The organism is Stenotrophomonas sp. 21LCFQ19 (genome assembly GCF_056861425.1).
In genome coordinates this window covers 39,583-58,464 of record NZ_JBSPUF010000005.1, presented here as the reverse complement: position 1 = coordinate 58,464, position 18,882 = coordinate 39,583, and the positions used below count along the sequence as shown (strand labels likewise).

Below are 18,882 nucleotides of genomic sequence, written 5' to 3'. Positions count from 1 at the left end.
GTTCATCTTCTCCGCCTACCATGCGCGTGCGGATTCAGGGGCCGCGTCTGCATTTCCTCAACCGTTTACAAGAAGATCAGCGCCTGTATGGGTGTGGAGCCTTTGCGCATGATGTCCAGTCCGCATCCCGCCGGTCAGCCCGGTCGTAACCAGAACCTGCTTGGCGTGGCCCGCGAGGCTGCCCTGCCTGTGCTGTCACAGGCTTTCGCCAAGGTGCTGGCGGGGTTTGACGATGCCTTGTTCGACCGTGCGGAGACGGCGGGCCCGTCGCAGCTGGCATTCCTGGACGGCATGCGCGAGCTGCGCCGCCGTCGCGATGAGATCTCGCGCCGCTTCGACTCGCACCTGCAGCAGGCCTGGGCCGCGCTGGAAGCGGGCACACCGCAGTCGGCGGAAACCGTACTGGCCGGGCAGAGTGACGGTGGCCTGAGCCTGGTGCCCGAACACATTCTTGAGTCACGCCTGGCAGTGCGCAATTTTGCGACCGTGCTGCTGCGCGACTGGAAGCAGGTATTGCTGCGCATCGATCACCGCCTGGCCTGGGTGGCCGGGGTGGCCGCTCTGGATGCCGATACCAACCCGATTGGGCCGGAACACATTGGTGTTGCCGTGCACGAGGCGTTCTATACCTGTGACCTGGCCGCAGAAGTGCGGCTGGTGCTGTTCAAACTGTGCGAGCGCGAGTTTGCGGCCGGTATCGGCAAGCTCTACCAGGCAGTAGACGAGCGACTGGCTCAGGCCGGTGCGGCTCCCGAGATCGCTGCACCACGTCGCTCCGCACCGCAGCGCACGCCTGCCGAACAGATGGAGCAGGCTGCACAGGAAGAAGAGGAAGGGTTTGACCCGGGTCACGCGCCGATGTGGGCGCGGCGCTTTTCCGAGCGTTGGAGCCAGCGCCGTGGCAGCATGGCCGGTCAGGCTGCCGCGCAGGCAGCGGCGGGCTTCGAGGCCGAACAGGCCTTTGGCAATCCACAGAACATGGTGCTGGAAGCCCTGCACGAGCTGCTGGCACAAAGCCGGCAGACCCGTGAAGGCACCTCGGCATCTTCGGCGGACGCGGGGCAGGCCGGGGCAGGCCATCAGCGCTCCCTGAACCAGCGCGAGATGATGTCGGTGTTGTCGCTGCTGCAGGCCACGCCCAGCGCAACCCTGCGTGCGGCGGTGGGCGAGGATGGCGAATCGCTGGCGCAGCGGCTCAAGAGTGAAGTGCTGTCCGGCGCCACCCGCCTCGGTGTGGACCCGCAGCAGGCGCATCTGGACCCGCAGGACGAGGATGCGATCGACCTGGTCGGCATGCTGTTTGACGTGATGCTGGACGAGCGGGACCTAGAGGGCCGCTCGCGCGAGTTGATCGGCCGGCTGGTGGTGCCCTTCGTCAAGGTCGCCATGCTCGACCGGCGCATGTTCGTGCAGAAGACCCATCCGGCACGCAAGCTGCTCAATTCGCTGGCCGAGGCCTGCGAGGGCAATGCCGGTGAAAGCCAGGCTGAGCGCGCGCTGATGGGCAAGGTCGAAGAAATCATTGAGCGGCTGACCGCCGAGTTCAACGAGAACCTGGCGATCTTCCTGACGTTGGAAGAAGAGTTCCGCGAGTTCCTCGCCCAGCATCGGCGCCGGGTTGAGATCACCGAACGGCGTGCCGCGGAAACCCAGCGCGGGCAGGAAAAGCTCGAGGTTGCACGCAATCGTGCCAGCGCCGAACTGGACAAGCGTGTTGCCGATACCGCGCTGCCCAAGGCCATCGAAGACTTCCTTCGCCAGCCTTGGAACCACCATCTCACCCTCACCCTGCTGCGCGAAGGCGAGGAAGGCGAGGGTGTGGGCGAGGCGCTCAAACTGGCAGACGACGTGCTGGAGGAAGTGGCCGAGGCGCGCCGTCATATCGTTGGCAAACCGTGGCTGCAGTCCTGCCAGCCGGGTCTGCGCAAGGTCTTTGCCAGTGTTGGCTTGCACGGCGACGGCGGCACCACGGCCATCGATGCCTTGCATGACACCTTGCAGTCCGTCGCCGAGCTGCGCCCGGAGCTCGAACGTGCGTTGCCGGAGCTGCCACCGGTTGCCCTGCCCACGCCACCAGCGCCGGAAACGCCGGCCATCGAGTTTGGCAGTGCGACCAAGGCCGAAGATTTTGACGACACCGATGCCGAGCGTTTCCGGCGGATGGAGATTGGCACCTGGCTGGATTTCATCGACAAGGACGGCAAGATGCAGGCCGGCAAATTGTCGTGGGTGAGCCCGATCTCCTCGCGGCTGTTGTTCGTCAACCGTCGCGGCATCCGCTTCTGCGTGGCCTCGCCGGAAGAGCTGGCGGTGATGGTGCGCCTGGAACGGCTGCGTCCGCATGTGGATGACGGCGCCTTCGACAGCGCCATGCAAGGCGTGATCGACCGCCTTGAGCCGCAGGGCGCGGCGCACTGACCGCAAACCGGCAGGCCAGGGCCTGCCGCACAGGGCATCGGCTTTGCTACGATCCGGCGGTTGATCCGCTGCGCATCGAGGACTGGAATGGCCGTAGATGTCTTGGTATTGAAGGAAACCGCTGAGGGCGAGCGACGCGTTGCCGCCACGCCGGAAACGGTGAAGAAGCTTGTTTCAGCCGGCGTGCAGGTACACCTGCAGGCCGGCGCCGGTACGGCCGCGGGCTTCCCCGACCAGGCCTATGTGGATGCAGGAGCACAGCTGGGTGACGCGTTGGAAGGCGCGGACCTGGTGTTGTGTGTACAGGCGCCATCCTTGTCCAGCATTGCCCGCTTGAAGACGGGTGCGGTGCTGGTGGGCGGCGTGCAGCCTGAAGCCGATCCCGCGCGTGCGGCCGCACTGCAGGCACGACAGCTGCAGACCTTTCCGCTGGAACGATTGCCGCGTACAACCCGTGCGCAGGCAATGGATGTGCTCAGCTCGCAGGCCGGCATGGCCGGTTACAAGGCGACCCTGATCGCCGCGCAGCTGGCGCCGCGCTTCTTCCCGATGCTGACCACCGCCGCGGGCACCATCCGCCCGTCCAAGGTATTGATCGTTGGCGCCGGTGTTGCAGGCCTGCAGGCGGTTGCCACGGCCAAGCGCCTGGGTGCAGCGGTCGAGGGCTTCGATGTGCGTCCGGAAACCCGTGAGCAGATTGAGTCGCTGGGCGGCAAATTCCTGGATCTGGGCGTCAGTGCGGCCGGTGAAGGCGGTTACGCGCGGCAGCTGACCGATGACGAGCGCGCTGAACAGCAGCGACGCTTGGCCGAGCATCTGAAAGGCGTGGACGTGGTGGTGTGCACCGCGGCCGTGCCGGGGCGCCCGGCGCCGAAGATCGTCACCGCAGCGATGGTGGCGGGCATGCGCCCGGGCAGCGTGATCGTCGATCTGGCGGCGGAAACCGGTGGCAACTGTGAAGCCACCCAGCCGGGCCAGACCATCGAGGTTGGTGGCGTGATGATCGCCGGTCCGCTCAACCTGGCCAGCATGGGCGCGGTGCACGCAAGCGAGATGTTCGCGCGCAACGTCTACAACTTCGTGGCCTTGTTCCTGAAGGACGGCAAGTTGTCGTTCGACTGGAACGATGAGCTGCTGGCCAAGACGGTATGGCCGCAACGCCCCGCTGGCGGCGAGATTCCGCCGGTCTGACCGTCATCGGTAGAGCCGAACCATGCTCGGCTGGGGCTCTACCCGCAAGCCATCTTGTGGGAGCGGCGTAAGCCGCGAAGCCGATCATCCATCGGGATGCAGGCTCCTGCGTTTATTTCATTGAAGTCAGCTGCGCGGCTTACCCCGCTCCCACAAGGGCGCAGGTATTGCTTGGAAAGCCCCTGCCGAGCATGGCTCGGCACTACCGACGGGATCAGCGCGGGGAGCGAGCCGCTGGCGGGTTGGCCTGCACCCATTGCCGGCGCTGTTCCGGGCTCATCCTGTTCCACTGCTCGCGCAGCTGCTGGCGCTGGTCCTTGTCCATGCCGCGCATCTTGTCGAACAGCGCCTGCGCGTCGCGGCGCTGGTCGGGCGACATGTTCTCGAAACGGTGCATGCCGCGCCGGGCCTGCTCGCGCTGTGCCGGGGTCATCTGCTGCCAGCTGCGGGCATGCTCATAGTTGCGCTGGCGGCGATCGGGGGAGGAGCTGTTCCAGCGATCCCGCACCGGTGCGATCAGGGTCTCGCGCTGGGCAGGGGTCAGCTGGTCCCATTCGGGCAACTGCTGCTGGGCGACAGCAGGGACGCTGGCACAGATCAGCAGCAACGGCAGTAGCAGGTAGGGCAGCAAGGTCTTCATCGTCGTCATTCCATCGCCAGATTGTCGGAGCCCAGCCACAGGTACAGCTCCGGGCTTTCGTCGAACAGCAAGCTGTCGTCAGCGTCGGCGTCAACGTTCTGGCTGGCGATCAGGGGCGCGGCAGGTGGCTGCGCGCTGTGATTGAACTGCATTGCCACCGGCACGGCCAGCAGTGCCGAGCAGGCGGTCGCCAGCCACCAGCGATGGCGACGCCATACCGATGGTGTGCTCGTCGTGCTGGCGTGCTGACGGGCCTGCCGCAGCCGCGCCAGGGTGGCAGGAGACAGCGCGGCATCGGCCTGCCGCTGCAGCTGCCGGGCCTGATGGTCGAATGCTTCGGGATGTGTGGGCAGGCGGTTCACCGCGTGGCCTCCAGTTGTTTCTGCAATGCGTCGCGCGCGCGCGACAGGTGGGTTTTTACCGAGCCTTCAGAACAGCCCATGGCCTTGGCGGTGGTGGCTACGTCCAGTTCCTGCAGCACGCGCAGGCTGAAGGCTTCGCGCTGCCGGGCTGGCAGCTGCCGCAGGGCCTGCACCAACTGCGTGTACTCGCGCTGTTGTTCATGCGTCTGTGCCGGACCGGGGGCTTCGTCGGCCCAATCGATGGTGCTGTCCTGGTCGTGGTCTTCCTGGGGCGCCCAGAACTTCAAGCGGAAGCTGCGGCGGCGCTGCAGGTCGATGATGCGCCGGCGCAGGATGCTCCAGAACAAGGCTGTCCATTCCTCCGCAGGCCGCTCGCGGTAGCCCAGCATGCGCTCCATGGCGTCCTGTACCGCGTCCAAGGCATCGTCGCGCTGGCGCAGGCCGGCCTCGGCGAAACGGAACGCGCGCGGCCCGATGCCCGCCAGGAACGCGTCCAGCGAGGCGGGTACAGCAACAGGCGGCATCAAGGGTGGGCTGGTCACCAGCACAGGGTAGCGTCCCGGTCGTGGTCTCTGGGAGTGATAACGCACGGGTGCGGAATCGGTTGACAACGCAACGGTCGCGCCGGCTTCGGCCAGATGGTTATGATGCCGGACAGGCGCTTCCAGCCTCGGAGAGACCAAGCAATGAGCGACGGGTTCGTAGCGTTGTACATCTTCATGCTGGCAGCGATTGCCGGCCACGTGATCATCTCGCGGGTGCCGGTGATCCTGCACACACCGTTGATGTCCGGTTCCAACTTCATCCACGGCATCGTGTTGATCGGTGCGATGGTGGTGCTCGGCCATGCCGATACCACGCTGGAGAAGGTCATCGGCTTCATCGCCGTGGCCCTGGGCGCAGGCAATGCGGCCGGCGGTTATGTGGTGACCGAGCGCATGCTGGACATGTTCAAGAGCTCGAAGAAGCCGGAAGGGAAGGACAAGTGAGTTCATCCACTGGTATTGCGGGCGGTTCCTCCATCGGCGCGCGGCAGGTTTTCCAGTGGCTCAGCTACCTGCAGTATCCGGCGTTGCTGGTCGCTTTCGCCTATGCGGCACGGCCGCTGTTCAATGGCATGGAGGGCGCGCTTGATGCCTACAACAGCGCACTGCTGTATGCGGGTGTGGGCGTGGGCATGTCCTCGCTGCAGGACCCGTCCAAGACCCAGAACAACATGTCGAAGAAAGTCTGGCAGGACCCGCGCAAGGGCGGCCTGATGCTGTGGCTGCTCAGCGCGCAGGCACTGCTGCCGATCGTGCTGGGATTGCTGGGCGCCGCGCTGGCGCCGACCACGGCCTTGTCGCAACTGGCGCTGGGCATGGTGGCATTTGGGCTGGGCATGATCGGCCTGCTCAAGACCGCCATTGAAATGCGCGAGCACCATCGCCTCGACAAGCAGGCTGCTTGCCACTCCGACACGGCTCTGGAGGCCGATGCATGAGCATATCGATCCTGGTCAATACGAGTTACCTGGTTGCCGCGACGCTGTTCCTGCTCGGCCTGCAGCGCATGGCTTCGCCCAAGACCGCGCGCAGCGGCATTCAATGGGCTGGCGCGGGCATGTTGATCGCGACTGCAGCGACGTTCTTCCTGCCTGGCCTGCATAACCTCGCGCTGATCGCGGTTGCCCTGGTGCTGGGTACCGGCTTGGCCTGGGTATCGGCGAAGAAAGTGGCCATCACCGACATGCCGCAGATGGTCGCGCTTTACAACGGCATGGGCGGCGGTTCGGCAGCGGCGATTGGTGCGGTGGAACTGCTGCGCTTCTCCGAGCTGGCCAACCGCGACACCAGCCACTGGAGTGCGCAGGCCATCGCCGATCTGTCGGCGCGGTTGCCTTCGAATACGGTGCTGGCGCTGGCGGTGATTGGTTCGGCGATCGGCGCGGTATCGCTGTCCGGGTCGATCATTGCCTGGGCAAAGCTTGATGGTCGCTTGGACAAGCGCGTCACCTTCCCGGGGCAGCAGGTTTTCAATCTGCTGGTCGCTGTCGCGATGGTGATGCTGGGTGCATGGGCGGCAATCAGCCTGCAGCCGCTGGCGATCATCAGTTTCTTCGTGGTGGCGCTGGCGCTGGGCGTGCTGATGACGCTGCCGATTGGCGGTGCCGACATGCCGGTGGTGATCTCGCTGTACAACGCGTTCACCGGCCTTGCAGTGGCGTTTGAAGGTTACGTGCTCGGCAACGAGGCCTTGATCATCGCCGGCATGATGGTTGGTGCGGCCGGCATCCTGCTGACCCGCTTGATGGCCAAGGCGATGAACCGTCCGATCAGCGGCGTGTTGTTCTCCAACTTCGGTGGCGGTGGCCAGGGCGCGGAAATCAGCGGTACGCAGAAGCCCATCGAGGCGGCCGATGTCGCGGCGATGATGGCGTTCGCCGAGCGCGTGGTGATCGTGCCCGGTTACGGCATGGCGGTGGCGCAGGCCCAGCACAAGATCTGGGAGCTGGCGCAGCGCTTGATAGAGCGCGGAGTCAAGGTGAAGTTCGCGATCCACCCGGTGGCCGGGCGCATGCCCGGTCATATGAACGTGCTGCTGGCCGAGGCCGGCGTGCCGTATGACCTGATCGCCGACATGGACGACATCAATCCGGAGTTTGCCAACACCGACGTGTCATTGGTGATCGGTGCCAACGACGTGGTCAACCCGGTCGCCAAGACCGACCCGACCAGTCCGATCTACGGCATGCCGATCCTGGATGTGGTCAATTCCAGGAACACCATCGTCATCAAGCGCGGCAAAGGTACTGGTTTTGCCGGGATCGAGAACGCGCTGTTCTACGCGGACAACACCCGCATGTTGTACGGCGATGGTGCCGAAGCGGCCAGCGCCCTGGTCAGTGAACTCAAGGCGCTGGACGGCGGGCACTGATGCCGCAGGGTGGTGGTCAGGAGGCCACCGCCCATTGCTGCATGGGCGGTGCAACCACGGTATTGCGCGGAGGCTGCAGGTTGGGTGCGATCAGTGCGCTCGCTTCCACCTGCTGGCCACGCCTGGCGGCGGTGGTGGTGCAGCCGAAGGCGTGCTTGAACGCGCGGCAAAACGCGCTTTCACTTTCAAATCCCAATGACTCGGCGATCTCGCAGACCGACAGGTCAGTGTTGCACACCATGTCCAGCGCACGCTTGTTGCGCAGTCTTGCGGCGTACTCGCTGGGTGTTTCACCAAAGACCTCGCGGTAGATGCGGATCAGGTGGGTAGGCGAGTAATTCGCTACCGCCGCCAGGCTGATCAGGTCGAGGCGGGTCTCGATGGTGCAGCGGATCAGGTGTTGCACGCGTAGCAGCCGCAGCAGCGTCTGGTGGCGACGCAATATGGTGCGACCACTGCAGCGTTCCAGCTGGGTTTGCATCGGCTGTTGGCGCTCGATCAACGCGTCGCGCAGCAGGCCCAGTTTGTAGGTAGCGTCATTGATTGCGGAATTGGGCTTGAACCAGCGGGGCCGGCACAGGTGCACCACTGCGCGTGCGAGCCCGTTGTCGCAGGTTGTTTCGCGGGGAATCAGGCAGTTGAATATGGAAGCAGTGGATTTTGGTTGCTTCTGCCACAGTGCTGAAGGGGCGGCGATGCACAGCCACCAGGCTTGTTCACGGCTGGTTTGGCGCAGGCTGCCGTCGACCCATAGTTGAAGTTGCCGGGCCTGGAGCTGCCAGGGCAGATCGCCATTGCCCAGTTCCAGTGAACCACGCAGCACCAGGGTGACGCTGATCCAGCCTGCAGGAATGATCAGTCGTCCACCTTTGCCTTTGCCGATGATGGCGTGGACGCAGTCCAGACGCTGAATGGATAGATCGAGCGGCTGTGAACCCTGAACCAGATGATGTTTGATGCCCATCGCGCTTCCCCATGGTTTCTGCGTGAACGGACGGCGGGCGCGAAGTCGCGTTGTTAACCGGAATCACTCCGGTCGCCGTTTGAGCTTTTTGTGGAGCTCTGCTCATTTCAGACGCAGGCGATGGCCGAATCCCTCACCTGTACCAATCAGGAAGAACGTTGGGCTGTGCTCAGGGTTTGCCGAATCGGGAATGTCAAGGCGGCGGACGCCGCATATTCATGCGAATTCCAATGAGGTCGCTGTCGGCATATTGGATGCGGTGAGAGTGGCGCAATCGGCTTGGCGAAGCGGTGTCGCCGTTGTTGACGGATCGCTGGCCGGACCTCCGCGCACGCGGGTTCAGCCGGAATCAGCCTCCGGACGGGGCATTTGATTGGCCAATGGATCAGCGCTGTTGCCGGTGCAGCGCGGCGAATCCTGCTGCAGGGTTGGAGCAGTCGATTGCGTGGAAATCTATCTTCGCTGCGGAACCGATGTCGACCGACTTGGGTGAGCTACGATGCTTGGGCAGCGTTCAACGGCCGACACGCCACGCAACCAGCAGCGCGATACCCAGCCAGATCAACTCACCCAGGCCGTTGGCCAGCGAGAGCAGGGTCCAGGCGAAATGCGGACCCATGCGCAGGGCTGACTCCCAAGGGCTAAGACCCATCGGGCCGCCGACATAGGCTGCTGCAATCAGCCAGTTGGCGGTCACTGCGATCAGGATGGTTGCAAGAATGGTTACAGCAGCCCGCGCCGGGCCCGGCCTGAATGTGCCCAGACGCAGCATCCACGCCGCTTCCAGCGCAGCCAGCACAGCCATCCAGCCAGCCTGGGTGCCGGTGGCCAGGGCGGCAAACATCCAGGCAAGCGTCAGGGTGAGGCTTCCGAGCAACAACAAAACAGGCCAGAGCCAGTGGCGGCTACGGCTGGCCGAGGTGGACACAGGCGACATGGGCATTCCCGAACAGATTCCGCAGCATAGCGTTTCAGCGGCGATGACGCCCAGTCGGATAAAATGGGGCCATTGCGGGTAGCCACCGCGTCCCCATATCCATCTACATGTATTCCCGTAGCAGTGAACCTGTCCATTTTGAGCGTGATTGCCCGGCCGTGATGGTGCCGCAGGGCGATAGCGTGACCTTGCCGGCCGGCAGTTATGGCTATATCACCCAGGCACTGGGTGGCAGCTATACGGTGTTTGTCGAAGGCAATCTCTTCCGTATCGCCGGCAAGGACGGCGATGCCATCGGCAAGGAGCCGCCGCCGGGGCTGGAACTGCCCGATGACGCAGGCGACGAAGAGGTCGAGAAACTGGTGTGGCAGCAGCTGCGCACCTGCTTCGATCCAGAAATTCCGTTCAACATCGTCGATCTTGGGCTTATCTACGAAGTGGATATCAAGCACCTGGATGACGGCCAGCGCGAGGTGGACGTCAAGATGACCTTGACCGCGCCGGGCTGCGGCATGGGCGAGATCCTGGTCGATGACGTGCGCAGCAAGCTGGAGATGATCCCGACGGTGGCCCAGGCCGACGTCGACCTGGTGTTCGACCCGCCGTGGGGGCGCCACATGATGTCCGAGGCGGCGCGCCTGGAAACTGGCATGCTGTAAGGCCGCACCGGCGGCTGCCGGTGACGGTTTGTGCTGCACCCCCGTTGCCGCTGTGGCGTCGGGGCTGTCCCATCCCGCAATCTGGAAGGAATTATCCGGTGTCCCAGTCTTCGTTGAGCTTCGATGTCACCCGTTCGGACCATCCGCGTAGCGCCGAGGAGCGCGCCAAAATCCTGGAAAAGCCGGGCTTTGGTCTGCACTTCACCGACCACATGGTGGCCGTACGCTGGGACAAGGACACCGGCTGGCACAATGCAGCGGTAACGCCATACGGTCCGATCTCGCTGGATCCGGCCGCCGCCGTGCTGCATTACGGCCAGGAAATCTTCGAAGGCATCAAGGCCTACCGTCACGCCGACGGCTCGGTCTGGACCTTCCGTCCGCAGGCCAATGCCGCGCGCCTGCAGCGCTCGGCGCGTCGTCTGGTGCTGCCGGAACTGCCGGCGGATATCTTCGTCGAGTCGCTCAAGCAGCTGGTCGCGCTGGACAAGGACTGGGTGTCCGATGCTGACGAAGCCAGCCTGTACTTCCGCCCGTTCATGATCGGCGACGAAGCCTTCCTCGGCGTGCGCGGTGCGCACAAGGCCACTTATTACGTGATCGCCAGCCCGGCCGGCCCGTACTTCGCCAAGGGCGTTGCGCCGGTGGCGATCTGGTTGTCCACCGACTACGCGCGCGCTGCCAAGGGCGGCACCGGTGCGGCCAAGTGCGGCGGCAACTACGCGGCTTCGCTGCTGCCGCAGCAGCAGGCGCAGGCGCAGGGCTGCTCGCAGGTACTGTTCCTCGACCCGGTCGAGGGCAAGTACCTGGAAGAACTGGGCGGCATGAACGTGTTCCTTGTCTACGGCAAGGAAAACAAGCTGGTGACCCCGGCACTGTCGGGCAGCATCCTGGAAGGCATCACCCGCGAATCGCTGCTGCAGCTGGCCCGCGACCGCGGCATGAACGTGGAAGAGCGCCAGGTCACCATCGACGAGTGGAAGCAGGGCGTGAGCTCGGGCGAAATCACCGAGGTGTTCGCCTGCGGTACCGCTGCGGTGATCACTCCGATCGGCCAGCTCAAGGGCGAAGATTTCTCGGTGGGCGATATCAACGCGCCGGCCGGCGAGGTCACCATGTCGCTGCGCAAGGAGCTGACCGACATCCAGTACGGCCGTCAGCCGGACCGTCACGGTTGGCTGGTGCGCCTGGACGCCTGAGCGTCCGGCCCGGGTAAATGAATAGCCCGCTGCGGCCTGTCCGCAGCGGGTTTTTCTTTGTCCGGACACCCAGCCGTGCAAGCCAGCAGTACCAACGGATGCGTAAATTCTCTTTACGAATCAATCACTTGGGTAAACGTGACGGAGCAACAGTTTCTGTTGTAACCCTCTTGTCATCGATTCAGCCGCCATTTACTGTCCGCCAACGGATCGGTAACAGGGGACTGGTTCGGGTAGTTCTACCCGGGCAGCACAACCTCTTCGAATCTGGCAGGTCCCCCGGTAGGACGCATGCCGCGCAAGCGGTTTCCTCTCACTGTGGAAGGGCTCATCAATGTCATCCAAATCGCGCCGTACGCTTGTTCGTGGGTTGGTGGTTGTTGGCACTGCTTCGTTGTCGTCCCTGCTTCTGTGTGCGCCGGCCTGGGCCGGTGATGTGCATCTGGCCGGTCTGGATTCCGCGCCGACGCATCAGCGCTTCATCGTCAAATACCGCCAGGACAGCCGTCAGGCTGCAGGCGACGCGGCCCTGCAGAAGACCCTGGTCTCCGCTGCCCGCGCGCTGCCGACCCGCGCTGGCAAGAGCGTCGGCGTGCAGCACATGCGGCGACTGGCGGTAGGTGCGGATGTGGTCCGCGCCGATGCCAAGCTGGACCGGGTCGAAGCCGAAACCCTGATGCGCAAGCTGGCTGCCGATCCGAACGTCGAGTACGTCGAGGTCGATCGCCTCAACACCATTCGCCTGACCCCGAACGACACCCGCTACGGCGAGCAGTGGGGCTATTCCGGCATCTATGGCATCAAGGCCAACCAGGCCTGGGATGTCACCAATGGCGCCGGTTCGGTGGTGGCGGTGCTGGATACCGGCATCACCGCCCACAGCGACCTGGCCGCCAACCTGCTACCGGGCTATGACTTCATCAACGACACCACGGTGTCCAACGATGGCAATGGCCGCGACAACGATCCCAGCGATCCGGGTGATTGGGTAAGCGCCAACCAGTGTGGCGGCACGCATGCCGCGCAGAGCTCCAGCTGGCATGGCACGCATGTGGCCGGAACGATTGCTGCGGTCACCAACAATGCCAAGGGTGTTGCCGGCGTGGCGTATGGCGCCAAGATCGTGCCGGTGCGGGTACTTGGTACCTGCGGTGGCTACGACTCGGATATTGCCGACGCCATCATCTGGGCTTCCGGTGGCACGGTATCCGGTGTGCCGGCCAATGCGAATCCGGCCGAGGTGATCAATCTCAGCCTGGGTGGCTCAGGTGCCTGTGGCAGCACCACGCAGGCGGCGATCAATGGCGCGGTCAGTCGCGGCACCACGCTGGTGATTGCTGCGGGCAACGACAATACCAATGTCTCCAACGCTTCGCCCGCCAACTGCAACAACGTGATCGCGGTGGCCTCGACGACCAGCACCGGCGCACGTTCGAGCTTCTCCAACTACGGCGCACTGATCGACATCGCGGCTCCGGGTTCCAACATCCTGTCCACGCTCAACAGCGGCACTACCACGCCGGGCGCGGAAAGCTATGCCGCGTACAACGGAACTTCGATGGCGACCCCGCACGTGGCTGGTGTTGTTGCATTGCTGCAGGCGGTCTCAACCACGCCGAAAACACCGGCTCAGGTCGAGGCCTTGATCAAGGCCAACGTCACTCCGTTCCCGTCCACGCCGTCGCAGAGCATCGGCCCTGGCATCCTCAATGCGAAGGCAGTGGTGGATGCGGCCAACGGCGGTGGCAATCCAAACCCGGGCGGCACGGTGCTGAACAATGGTGTGCCGATTACCAGTCTTTCCGGCGCTGCCAGCAGCACGCAGTACTTCACCGTGCAGGTGCCGGCGGGCGCGAGCAATCTGGTGATCGCCAGTTCCGGCGGCAGCGGTGACGCGGACATGTATGTGCGTGCCGGCAGCCAGCCGACCACGTCCACCTATGACTGCCGGCCGTACAAGACTGGCAATGCGGAGAGCTGCAGCTTCGCAACACCAGTGGCAGGTACCTACCACGTGATGTTGTCCGCGTACTCGGCGTTCTCGGGGGTCAGCCTGCAGGCCAGTTGGAGTACCGGTGGCGGCAGTGGCGGCGTGCAGACCTATAGCAACGCAACCGCTGTCACCATCGTTGACAACGCCACGGTGGAGAGCGCCATCGCCGTCTCCGGGCGCACTGGCAACGCGCCTGCATCCACGCCGGTGACAGTCGATATCAGCCACACCTGGAAGGGCGATCTGAAGGTGGATCTGGTCGCGCCCGATGGCAGCGTCTACGTGCTGAGCAATTATGCCGGAGGCAGCGCGGACGATATCAAGCAGACCTTCAACGTGAACCTGTCCAGCGAAGCGCTCAATGGCAGCTGGAAGCTGCGCGTCAACGACAAGGCCAGTGGCGATACCGGCCGAATCAACAGTTGGTCGATCAGGTTCTGAGGTGCTTGTAGTTCAGGCGGCAGTTGATGGCTGATCGCGGATGCTGTCCTTCAGCTGCGATGTGATCCGGCCCCGGCGGTTTCGCCGGGGCCTTTTGCTTGTTGCTTTATGGACTCCAGTGCACGCGTTTCCCATGGCGTTCTGATTGGCAGGATGCCTCGTTCGCCGCAGTCCTGTAGCCCGGGTAAGCGCAGCGCACCCGGGAGCAATGCCCCGGCGAACTTTCAGGCTCTCCGTCAACAGCCCCGGGTGCGCTGCGCTTACCCGGGCTACAGGCCGCGCGCTGCCTGCACGGGACTTCCGCGTTTCCGTTTGAAGCGGCGTGCTGGCCAGGAAGCTCTTGCCGATGTATTGCCGACACGGAATACGGGTGTGAACGCAGCGCTTCGGTGGTGAGCCGGTGGCTTTAGCTCAGGCATGTGGTGAGTAAAGGTTGTCAGTATCGATGATGGCAAAGATGCGTTGAAGCACGCGTTGCACGCTTCCCTGACTGATTGATCGGGGAGTTATGACGGCGACGGGGACAGTGGTTTCAGTAGTACGCCGATGGGAGCGCGCAATCCGCCTGCCTACTGTCTGCAGGCGGATTGGCGAAGGGGCCGGTCCGGAGTGTTCTGCCCGGGTATTGGCGTGCTGAGCACGCTGGGCACACCGGGCAGGACCGGCGCCGCGCATGCGGCAACTTCCATGCAGAAGGATTCAACAATGTCATCCATTTCGCGCCGTATGCTTCGCCGTGGGTTCGTGGCAGTTGGCACCGCTTCGCTGTTTCCCCTGCTGCTGTGCAAGCCGGCCTTGGCCGGTGAAGTGCAACTGGCAGGGCTGGACTCTGCGCCTGCGCATCAACGCTTCATCGTCAAGCTCCGCCAGGACGTAGCTCAGATTGAAGGCAAGGTCGCGCTGGGCAACGCCTTGACCTCTGCCGCACGTGCGCTGCCGGTGCGCGCAGGCAAAACAGCCACGCTGCAGCACCTGCGCAGGCTCGCGGTAGGTGCGGACGTGGTGCAGGTGGACACCCCGCTGGATCGCATCGAGGCGCAAGCACTGATGCATCGTTTGGCTGCCGATCGCAATGTCGACCATGTCGAAGTTGATCGACGCCACACCATCGCTGCCGTACCGGATGACACGCATTTCAATCTGCAATGGGGGTTGTTCGACAGCTATGGCATCAATGCAACGCAGGCGTGGGACAACGCGACAGGTTCCGGCGTGGTGGTAGCTGTGCTGGATACTGGCATTACCCAGCACAGCGAACTGAGCGCGAATGTTCTACCCGGTTATGACTTCATTGATGACACGGCGGTGTCCAATGACGGGGATGGTCGTGACGGCGATGCCAGTGATCCCGGCGACTGGGTGGCTGCCAATCAATGTGGGGGCCTTCATGGCCCGGAGGAGTCCAGTTGGCATGGTACGCATGTGGCAGGCACCATCGCGGCGGTGACCAACAACGGCAAGGGAGTTGCGGGCGTTGCGCCTGACGCCAGGATCCTGCCGGTGCGCGTGCTGGGGCAGTGTGGCGGATACCTGTCGGATATCGCAGATGCCATCGTCTGGGCAGCGGGCGACGAGGTGCAGGGTGTGCCGGAGAATGCGAACCCAGCCGAAGTCATCAATCTCAGTTTGAGCGCGGATGGGGGCTGCAGTGCCACCATGCAGAATGCGATCAACAGGGCGGTAGCAAAGGGTTCGACATTGGTCATCGCTGCCGGTAATGGCAACGCCAACGTAGCCAATGCTTCGCCCGCGAATTGCGCGAACGTCATCGCAGTCGCGGCCAGCGACAGTGATGGAAAACGTTCGGTGTGGGGCCGCAGCCAGCAATCGAACCATGGCCCATTGGTGGATATTGCTGGGCCGGGCAGCCTCATCCTCTCCACGCTGAACAGTGGCAGCACGCAGCCGAGGGAGGAGGACTACGCCTTCCGTGGCGGCACCTCGATGGCGGCACCGCATGTGTCCGGCGTGGTGGCACTGATACAGCAGGTATCCAATCCAGCACGGACTCCGGCGCAGATTGAGTCCCTGATCAAGGCAACGGCAACGCCTTTCCCGGCAGCACCGGACCGGGAGATCGGTGCAGGCATTGTCAACGCGGCGGCGGCAGTTGCAGTGGCGATCGGTGGCACATTGCCGCCAGACCCCGAACCCGAGCCGGTGATTGAGCTGGTCAACGCGGTGGCGTTGACCGACCTGGCTGCCAGCAAGGGCAGCAACCGCTATTACAGCGTGCAATTGCCTGCCGGAGCATCGAACCTGCTGGTAAGCATCACAGGCGGGAGTGGCGATGCGGACCTGTATGTGCGTGCGGGAAACCGACCTACCAGCTCGAGCTACGACTGCCGCCCGTTCCGCGCAGGCAATGGCGAAAGCTGCAGCATTCCTGCGCCTGCTGCAGGTACTCATTACGTCATGTTGACGGGTTACAGGGCTTATTCAGGCGTGAGCCTGAAGGCAAGCTGGGGCTTGGTTCCAGCGCAGACCTATCGTACCAGCGAGGGGCTGGACATCCTCGACAACGGCACGGTGGAGAGTGCGATCAACGTATCCGGTCGTACTGCCAACGCACCGGCAGCCACCCCGGTAACGGTGGATATCAGCCATAGCTGGCGGGGCGACCTGAAGGTGGAGCTGCTCGCGCCTGGCGGCCGCGCCTATTTGCTGAGCAACTACGAAGGAGGCAGTGCCGATGACATCAAGCAGACCTTCGAGGTCGATCTTTCCAAGGAGGCCTTGAATGGCACCTGGAAGCTGCGGGTCAACGACAAGGCCAGTGGTGATACCGGGCGTCTGAACGGCTGGTCGATCACCTTCTAGTGCAAGGCAACGCCCGTCAGCGTGGGCGGGGCCGGTGCTGTCGCCGGACGCATGCCGGTGAGGGCACTCAGTCCTCGCAGATATCGGCGCAACTGGCCTGCAGAACCTGCAAGGCGTCGGCCGGGGCGATATCCAGCAGCAGGCCGCGTTGGCCCGCGTTGATGTACAGCGTGTCGTGCTGCGCGGCGCTGGCGGCGAACACCACCTTGGCCGGCCGCTGCTGTGCAAAAGGACTGATGCCACCGACCTTGTAGCCGCTGCGCTTTTCGGCTTCGGGGATTTCCATCATCTGCGCGTGCTTGCCGCCGCAATGGGCGGCAAGCTTCTTCAGTGACAGGCGCTGATCGGAGGGAATCACCGCGATCAGCGGTTGCTTGTCCACCCACGCCATCAGCGTCTTGAACATGCGCTGCGGGGCAATGTCCAGCGCCTGCGCTGCCGCCAGCCCCTTGCTGTCGACATCGGCGGAGTAGTCATAGGCATGCACGCCATGGGCGATGCCTGCCTTGTCCAATGCGGCGGTGGCGCGGGTGCTTTTTGCCACTTACAGCGATTCGAAGCGGTTGGCGTCGACGTTCTTGCGGACCTTCTCCGGATTCCAGATGCGGCCGTTCATGGCGATGTAGACGCCTTCCGGCAGCGACTGCACCGCGCCGATCGCGCAGCCGATGTTGAACTCGGCATCGGAACCGCGGAAACGCGCCGGGCTGAGCGCGCCGGTCATCACGATGGTCTTGCCGGGGATGGTGGCCAGCACCTTGCCGGTGGCGACCATCGAGTCGGTGCCGTGGGTGACCAGTACGTGGCGGGTTGGCTGCGCGGCGATGGTGGCGCGGATCAGTTCGCGGTCGTCGTCGCTGATGTGCAGCGAGTCCTTGCGCAGGATCGGGATCACATTGAAACGGAAGGTCACGCCCAGCTCGCGCAGGATCATGCCGATCTGCGGATCACCGATCTGGTAATCGGACTTGTCGTCGAAGTAGATCTTGTCGATCGTGCCACCGGTGGTGACGATCAGGAGTTCTTCCATCATTGCGGTAAATCCTTGCGGTGACTGCCAGCGGCACGGGCCGCGATGCTGCGAATGATAATGCCGCAGGCTGCGCCGGGCCACGTCAGGTCACATAGGTAGAGCCGAGCCATGCTCGGCTGGGGCTTGCCCGGGGCCTGATCAGCTGTGGTTGTGGGAGCGGCGTCAGCCGCGAAGCCGGTGGCCCATCGGATCACCAGCTTGCCTGCAGTTTCGGTGATGTCAGCTTCGCGGCTGACGCCGCTCCCACAAACTGTGGATTGTCGGTAACGCCCCAGCCGAGCATGGCTCGGCTCTACAGGGGGGGCGGTAACGCCCCAACCGGGCTGGGGCTACCGGGCTTTCTTGGCGGCAAAACGGGCGCGCATGCCGGGAACGCTGACCAGGGCCACGATCAGCAGCGCCAACAGGATCTCAACCCACGCGTAGAGTGCGGTCTCGCGGTGGCTCCAGGCGCTCATCACGCCGTGGCTGAACCAGAACAGCGCCAATACCCCTGCCCAGAAGCGCGCGACCGCGCGCTGTGCCAGTACGCCCAGCAGCAACAGTACCGGCGGCGCCACGAACACCAAGGCTACCGCCAGCAGGTGGCGGTCGGCGCGGAACCACCACGCATACAGGCCGGCCAACAGCGCCAGTGCCAAGGCCAGGATCAGGTCGCGGCTGCGGCTGCTCATTGCGTCAGGCGCCGGGCGATATCGGCCACCCGTCGGCCCAATGCCCGCGCCAGCACCGCTTCATCGTCGGTGGGTTGCGGATCATCCTGGCTGCCGGCGACATGGCTGGCGCCATACGGCGTGCCGCCGCTGCTGGTGTGACTCAGTGTCGGCTCGGTGAAGGGGATGCCGACGATCAGGCAGCCGTGGTGCAGCAGCGGCAGGTGCATCGACAACAAGGTCGATTCCTGGCCGCCATGCATCGAGGCAGTGGAAGTGAATACCGCCGCCGGCTTGCCGGCCAACGTGCCGTTCACCCATTCCGCGCCCAGGCCGTCGAGGAAGTGCTTGACCGGCGCGGCCATGTTGCCGAAGCGGGTAGGGCTGCCGAGCACGATGCCATCGCATTCGGCCAGATCGGCGATGTCCACATAGGGGGCGCCGTCCTCTGGTACTGGCGGGGCACTGGTCTGGGTGACGGCGGCGACCGGTGGCACCGTGCGCAGGCGGGCGCTCATGCCCGGCACCTCGCCGATACCGCGGGCGATCTGCCGCGCCAGCCGGGCCACCGAACCGCCACGGCTGTAGTAAAGCACCAGGATTTCCGCCATCGCAGCATTCGCTCACTCTTACAGGAACCGGCAGTATCAACGATG

Annotated in this window: 18 protein-coding genes and 2 pseudogenes; 11 read left to right on the top strand and 9 right to left on the bottom strand. The window is 64.1% G+C overall.

Going from position 1 to position 18,882, the window contains the following annotated elements; translation table 11 throughout:
* The first annotated feature begins 108 nt into the window (after window positions 1-108).
* Together AC13FW_RS07265 and AC13FW_RS07260 are read left to right on the top strand one after the other, a co-directional pair.
* On the top strand, window positions 109-2,418 hold the full coding sequence (locus AC13FW_RS07265) for a DUF1631 domain-containing protein (protein ID WP_482988666.1): 2,310 nt from the start codon (window positions 109-111) through the stop codon (window positions 2,416-2,418).
* 87 nt (window positions 2,419-2,505) lie between these two features.
* Window positions 2,506-3,609 carry an NAD(P) transhydrogenase subunit alpha gene (locus AC13FW_RS07260; RefSeq protein ID WP_482988665.1) on the top strand — a complete coding sequence of 368 codons (1,104 nt, stop codon included), beginning with the start codon at window positions 2,506-2,508 and terminating at the stop codon, window positions 3,607-3,609.
* Window positions 3,610-3,823: 214 nt separating this feature from the next.
* On the opposite strand, the gene AC13FW_RS07255 is transcribed toward AC13FW_RS07260, so the two are convergent.
* The 3 genes from AC13FW_RS07255 to AC13FW_RS07245 are packed head-to-tail and all read right to left on the bottom strand — an operon-like array spanning window position 3,824 to window position 5,159.
* Entirely contained in the window at window positions 3,824-4,249 is a 426-nt protein-coding gene (locus AC13FW_RS07255; protein ID WP_296250807.1) for a DUF3106 domain-containing protein, read from the bottom strand.
* A 5-nt stretch (window positions 4,250-4,254) separates the two neighbouring features.
* Entirely contained in the window at window positions 4,255-4,602 is a 348-nt protein-coding gene (locus AC13FW_RS07250; protein WP_482988763.1) for a hypothetical protein, read from the bottom strand.
* Window positions 4,603-4,607: 5 nt separating this feature from the next.
* The gene (locus tag AC13FW_RS07245; protein ID WP_482988664.1) at window positions 4,608-5,159 is read right to left on the bottom strand and encodes an RNA polymerase sigma factor; all 552 of its coding nucleotides are present in this window, start codon (window positions 5,157-5,159) and stop codon (window positions 4,608-4,610) included.
* 138 nt (window positions 5,160-5,297) lie between these two features.
* Here AC13FW_RS07245 and AC13FW_RS07240 point away from each other — a divergent pair, with 138 nt between their 5' ends.
* From AC13FW_RS07240 to AC13FW_RS07230, 3 genes are read left to right on the top strand one after another with little or no spacing between them, the layout of a single operon-like run.
* Window positions 5,298-5,600, top strand: coding sequence for an NAD(P) transhydrogenase subunit alpha part 2 (locus AC13FW_RS07240; RefSeq protein ID WP_282267096.1), 303 nt, complete (start codon window positions 5,298-5,300; stop codon window positions 5,598-5,600).
* Complete coding sequence (locus tag AC13FW_RS07235) at window positions 5,597-6,094, top strand: hypothetical protein (RefSeq protein WP_282267099.1); 498 nt, start codon at window positions 5,597-5,599, stop codon at window positions 6,092-6,094. The genes AC13FW_RS07240 and AC13FW_RS07235 overlap by 4 nt, the downstream gene beginning before the upstream one ends.
* Window positions 6,091-7,527 carry an NAD(P)(+) transhydrogenase (Re/Si-specific) subunit beta gene (locus AC13FW_RS07230; RefSeq protein WP_482988663.1) on the top strand — a complete coding sequence of 479 codons (1,437 nt, stop codon included), beginning with the start codon at window positions 6,091-6,093 and terminating at the stop codon, window positions 7,525-7,527. Before AC13FW_RS07235 ends, AC13FW_RS07230 begins: the two co-directional genes overlap by 4 nt.
* Before the next feature lie 16 nt (window positions 7,528-7,543).
* Here the strand turns inward: AC13FW_RS07230 and AC13FW_RS07225 are convergent, their stop codons facing one another.
* Both AC13FW_RS07225 and AC13FW_RS07220 read right to left on the bottom strand, forming a co-directional pair.
* Window positions 7,544-8,491 (bottom strand): helix-turn-helix domain-containing protein, encoded by a 948-nt coding sequence (locus AC13FW_RS07225; protein WP_482988662.1) that lies wholly within the window; start codon window positions 8,489-8,491, stop codon window positions 7,544-7,546.
* A 514-nt stretch (window positions 8,492-9,005) separates the two neighbouring features.
* The gene (locus AC13FW_RS07220; protein WP_482988661.1) at window positions 9,006-9,428 is read right to left on the bottom strand and encodes a hypothetical protein; all 423 of its coding nucleotides are present in this window, start codon (window positions 9,426-9,428) and stop codon (window positions 9,006-9,008) included.
* Window positions 9,429-9,535: 107 nt separating this feature from the next.
* On the opposite strand from AC13FW_RS07220, the gene sufT reads away from it, so the two are divergent.
* From sufT to AC13FW_RS07190, 6 genes and pseudogenes are all read left to right on the top strand, one after another.
* Window positions 9,536-10,087: a putative Fe-S cluster assembly protein SufT gene (gene sufT, locus AC13FW_RS07215; RefSeq protein ID WP_282267108.1), complete on the top strand. Its 552-nt coding sequence runs from the start codon at window positions 9,536-9,538 to the stop codon at window positions 10,085-10,087.
* A gap of 98 nt (window positions 10,088-10,185) precedes the next feature.
* Complete coding sequence (locus tag AC13FW_RS07210) at window positions 10,186-11,286, top strand: branched-chain amino acid aminotransferase (RefSeq protein WP_282267110.1); 1,101 nt, start codon at window positions 10,186-10,188, stop codon at window positions 11,284-11,286.
* Window positions 11,287-11,620: 334 nt separating this feature from the next.
* Window positions 11,621-13,354 (top strand): annotated as a pseudogene (locus AC13FW_RS07205) (S8 family peptidase); the annotation flags it as partial.
* 24 nt (window positions 13,355-13,378) lie between these two features.
* Window positions 13,379-13,720 (top strand): proprotein convertase P-domain-containing protein, encoded by a 342-nt coding sequence (locus tag AC13FW_RS07200; protein ID WP_296250836.1) that lies wholly within the window; start codon window positions 13,379-13,381, stop codon window positions 13,718-13,720.
* A 705-nt stretch (window positions 13,721-14,425) separates the two neighbouring features.
* Window positions 14,426-16,186: pseudogene (locus AC13FW_RS07195) on the top strand (S8 family peptidase); the annotation flags it as partial.
* Entirely contained in the window at window positions 16,166-16,540 is a 375-nt protein-coding gene (locus AC13FW_RS07190) for a proprotein convertase P-domain-containing protein (RefSeq protein ID WP_482988762.1), read from the top strand. The pseudogene AC13FW_RS07195 and the gene AC13FW_RS07190, both read left to right, overlap by 21 nt.
* A gap of 67 nt (window positions 16,541-16,607) precedes the next feature.
* Here the strand turns inward: AC13FW_RS07190 and ybaK are convergent, their stop codons facing one another.
* The 4 genes from ybaK to wrbA all read right to left on the bottom strand — a co-directional run bounded on the left by ybaK (window position 16,608) and on the right by wrbA (window position 18,837).
* A complete protein-coding gene (ybaK, locus tag AC13FW_RS07185) occupies window positions 16,608-17,084 on the bottom strand; it encodes a Cys-tRNA(Pro) deacylase (protein ID WP_482988660.1) in 477 nt (158 codons plus the stop codon).
* Entirely contained in the window at window positions 17,085-17,570 is a 486-nt protein-coding gene (locus AC13FW_RS07180) for an asparaginase domain-containing protein (protein ID WP_282267147.1), read from the bottom strand. It abuts the gene before it with no gap.
* Between the two features lie 332 nt (window positions 17,571-17,902).
* Window positions 17,903-18,247 (bottom strand): DUF2069 domain-containing protein, encoded by a 345-nt coding sequence (locus AC13FW_RS07175; RefSeq protein ID WP_482988659.1) that lies wholly within the window; start codon window positions 18,245-18,247, stop codon window positions 17,903-17,905.
* Window positions 18,244-18,837: an NAD(P)H:quinone oxidoreductase gene (wrbA, locus tag AC13FW_RS07170; protein ID WP_482988658.1), complete on the bottom strand. Its 594-nt coding sequence runs from the start codon at window positions 18,835-18,837 to the stop codon at window positions 18,244-18,246. The genes AC13FW_RS07175 and wrbA overlap by 4 nt, the downstream gene beginning before the upstream one ends.
* Window positions 18,838-18,882 lie beyond the last annotated feature (45 nt).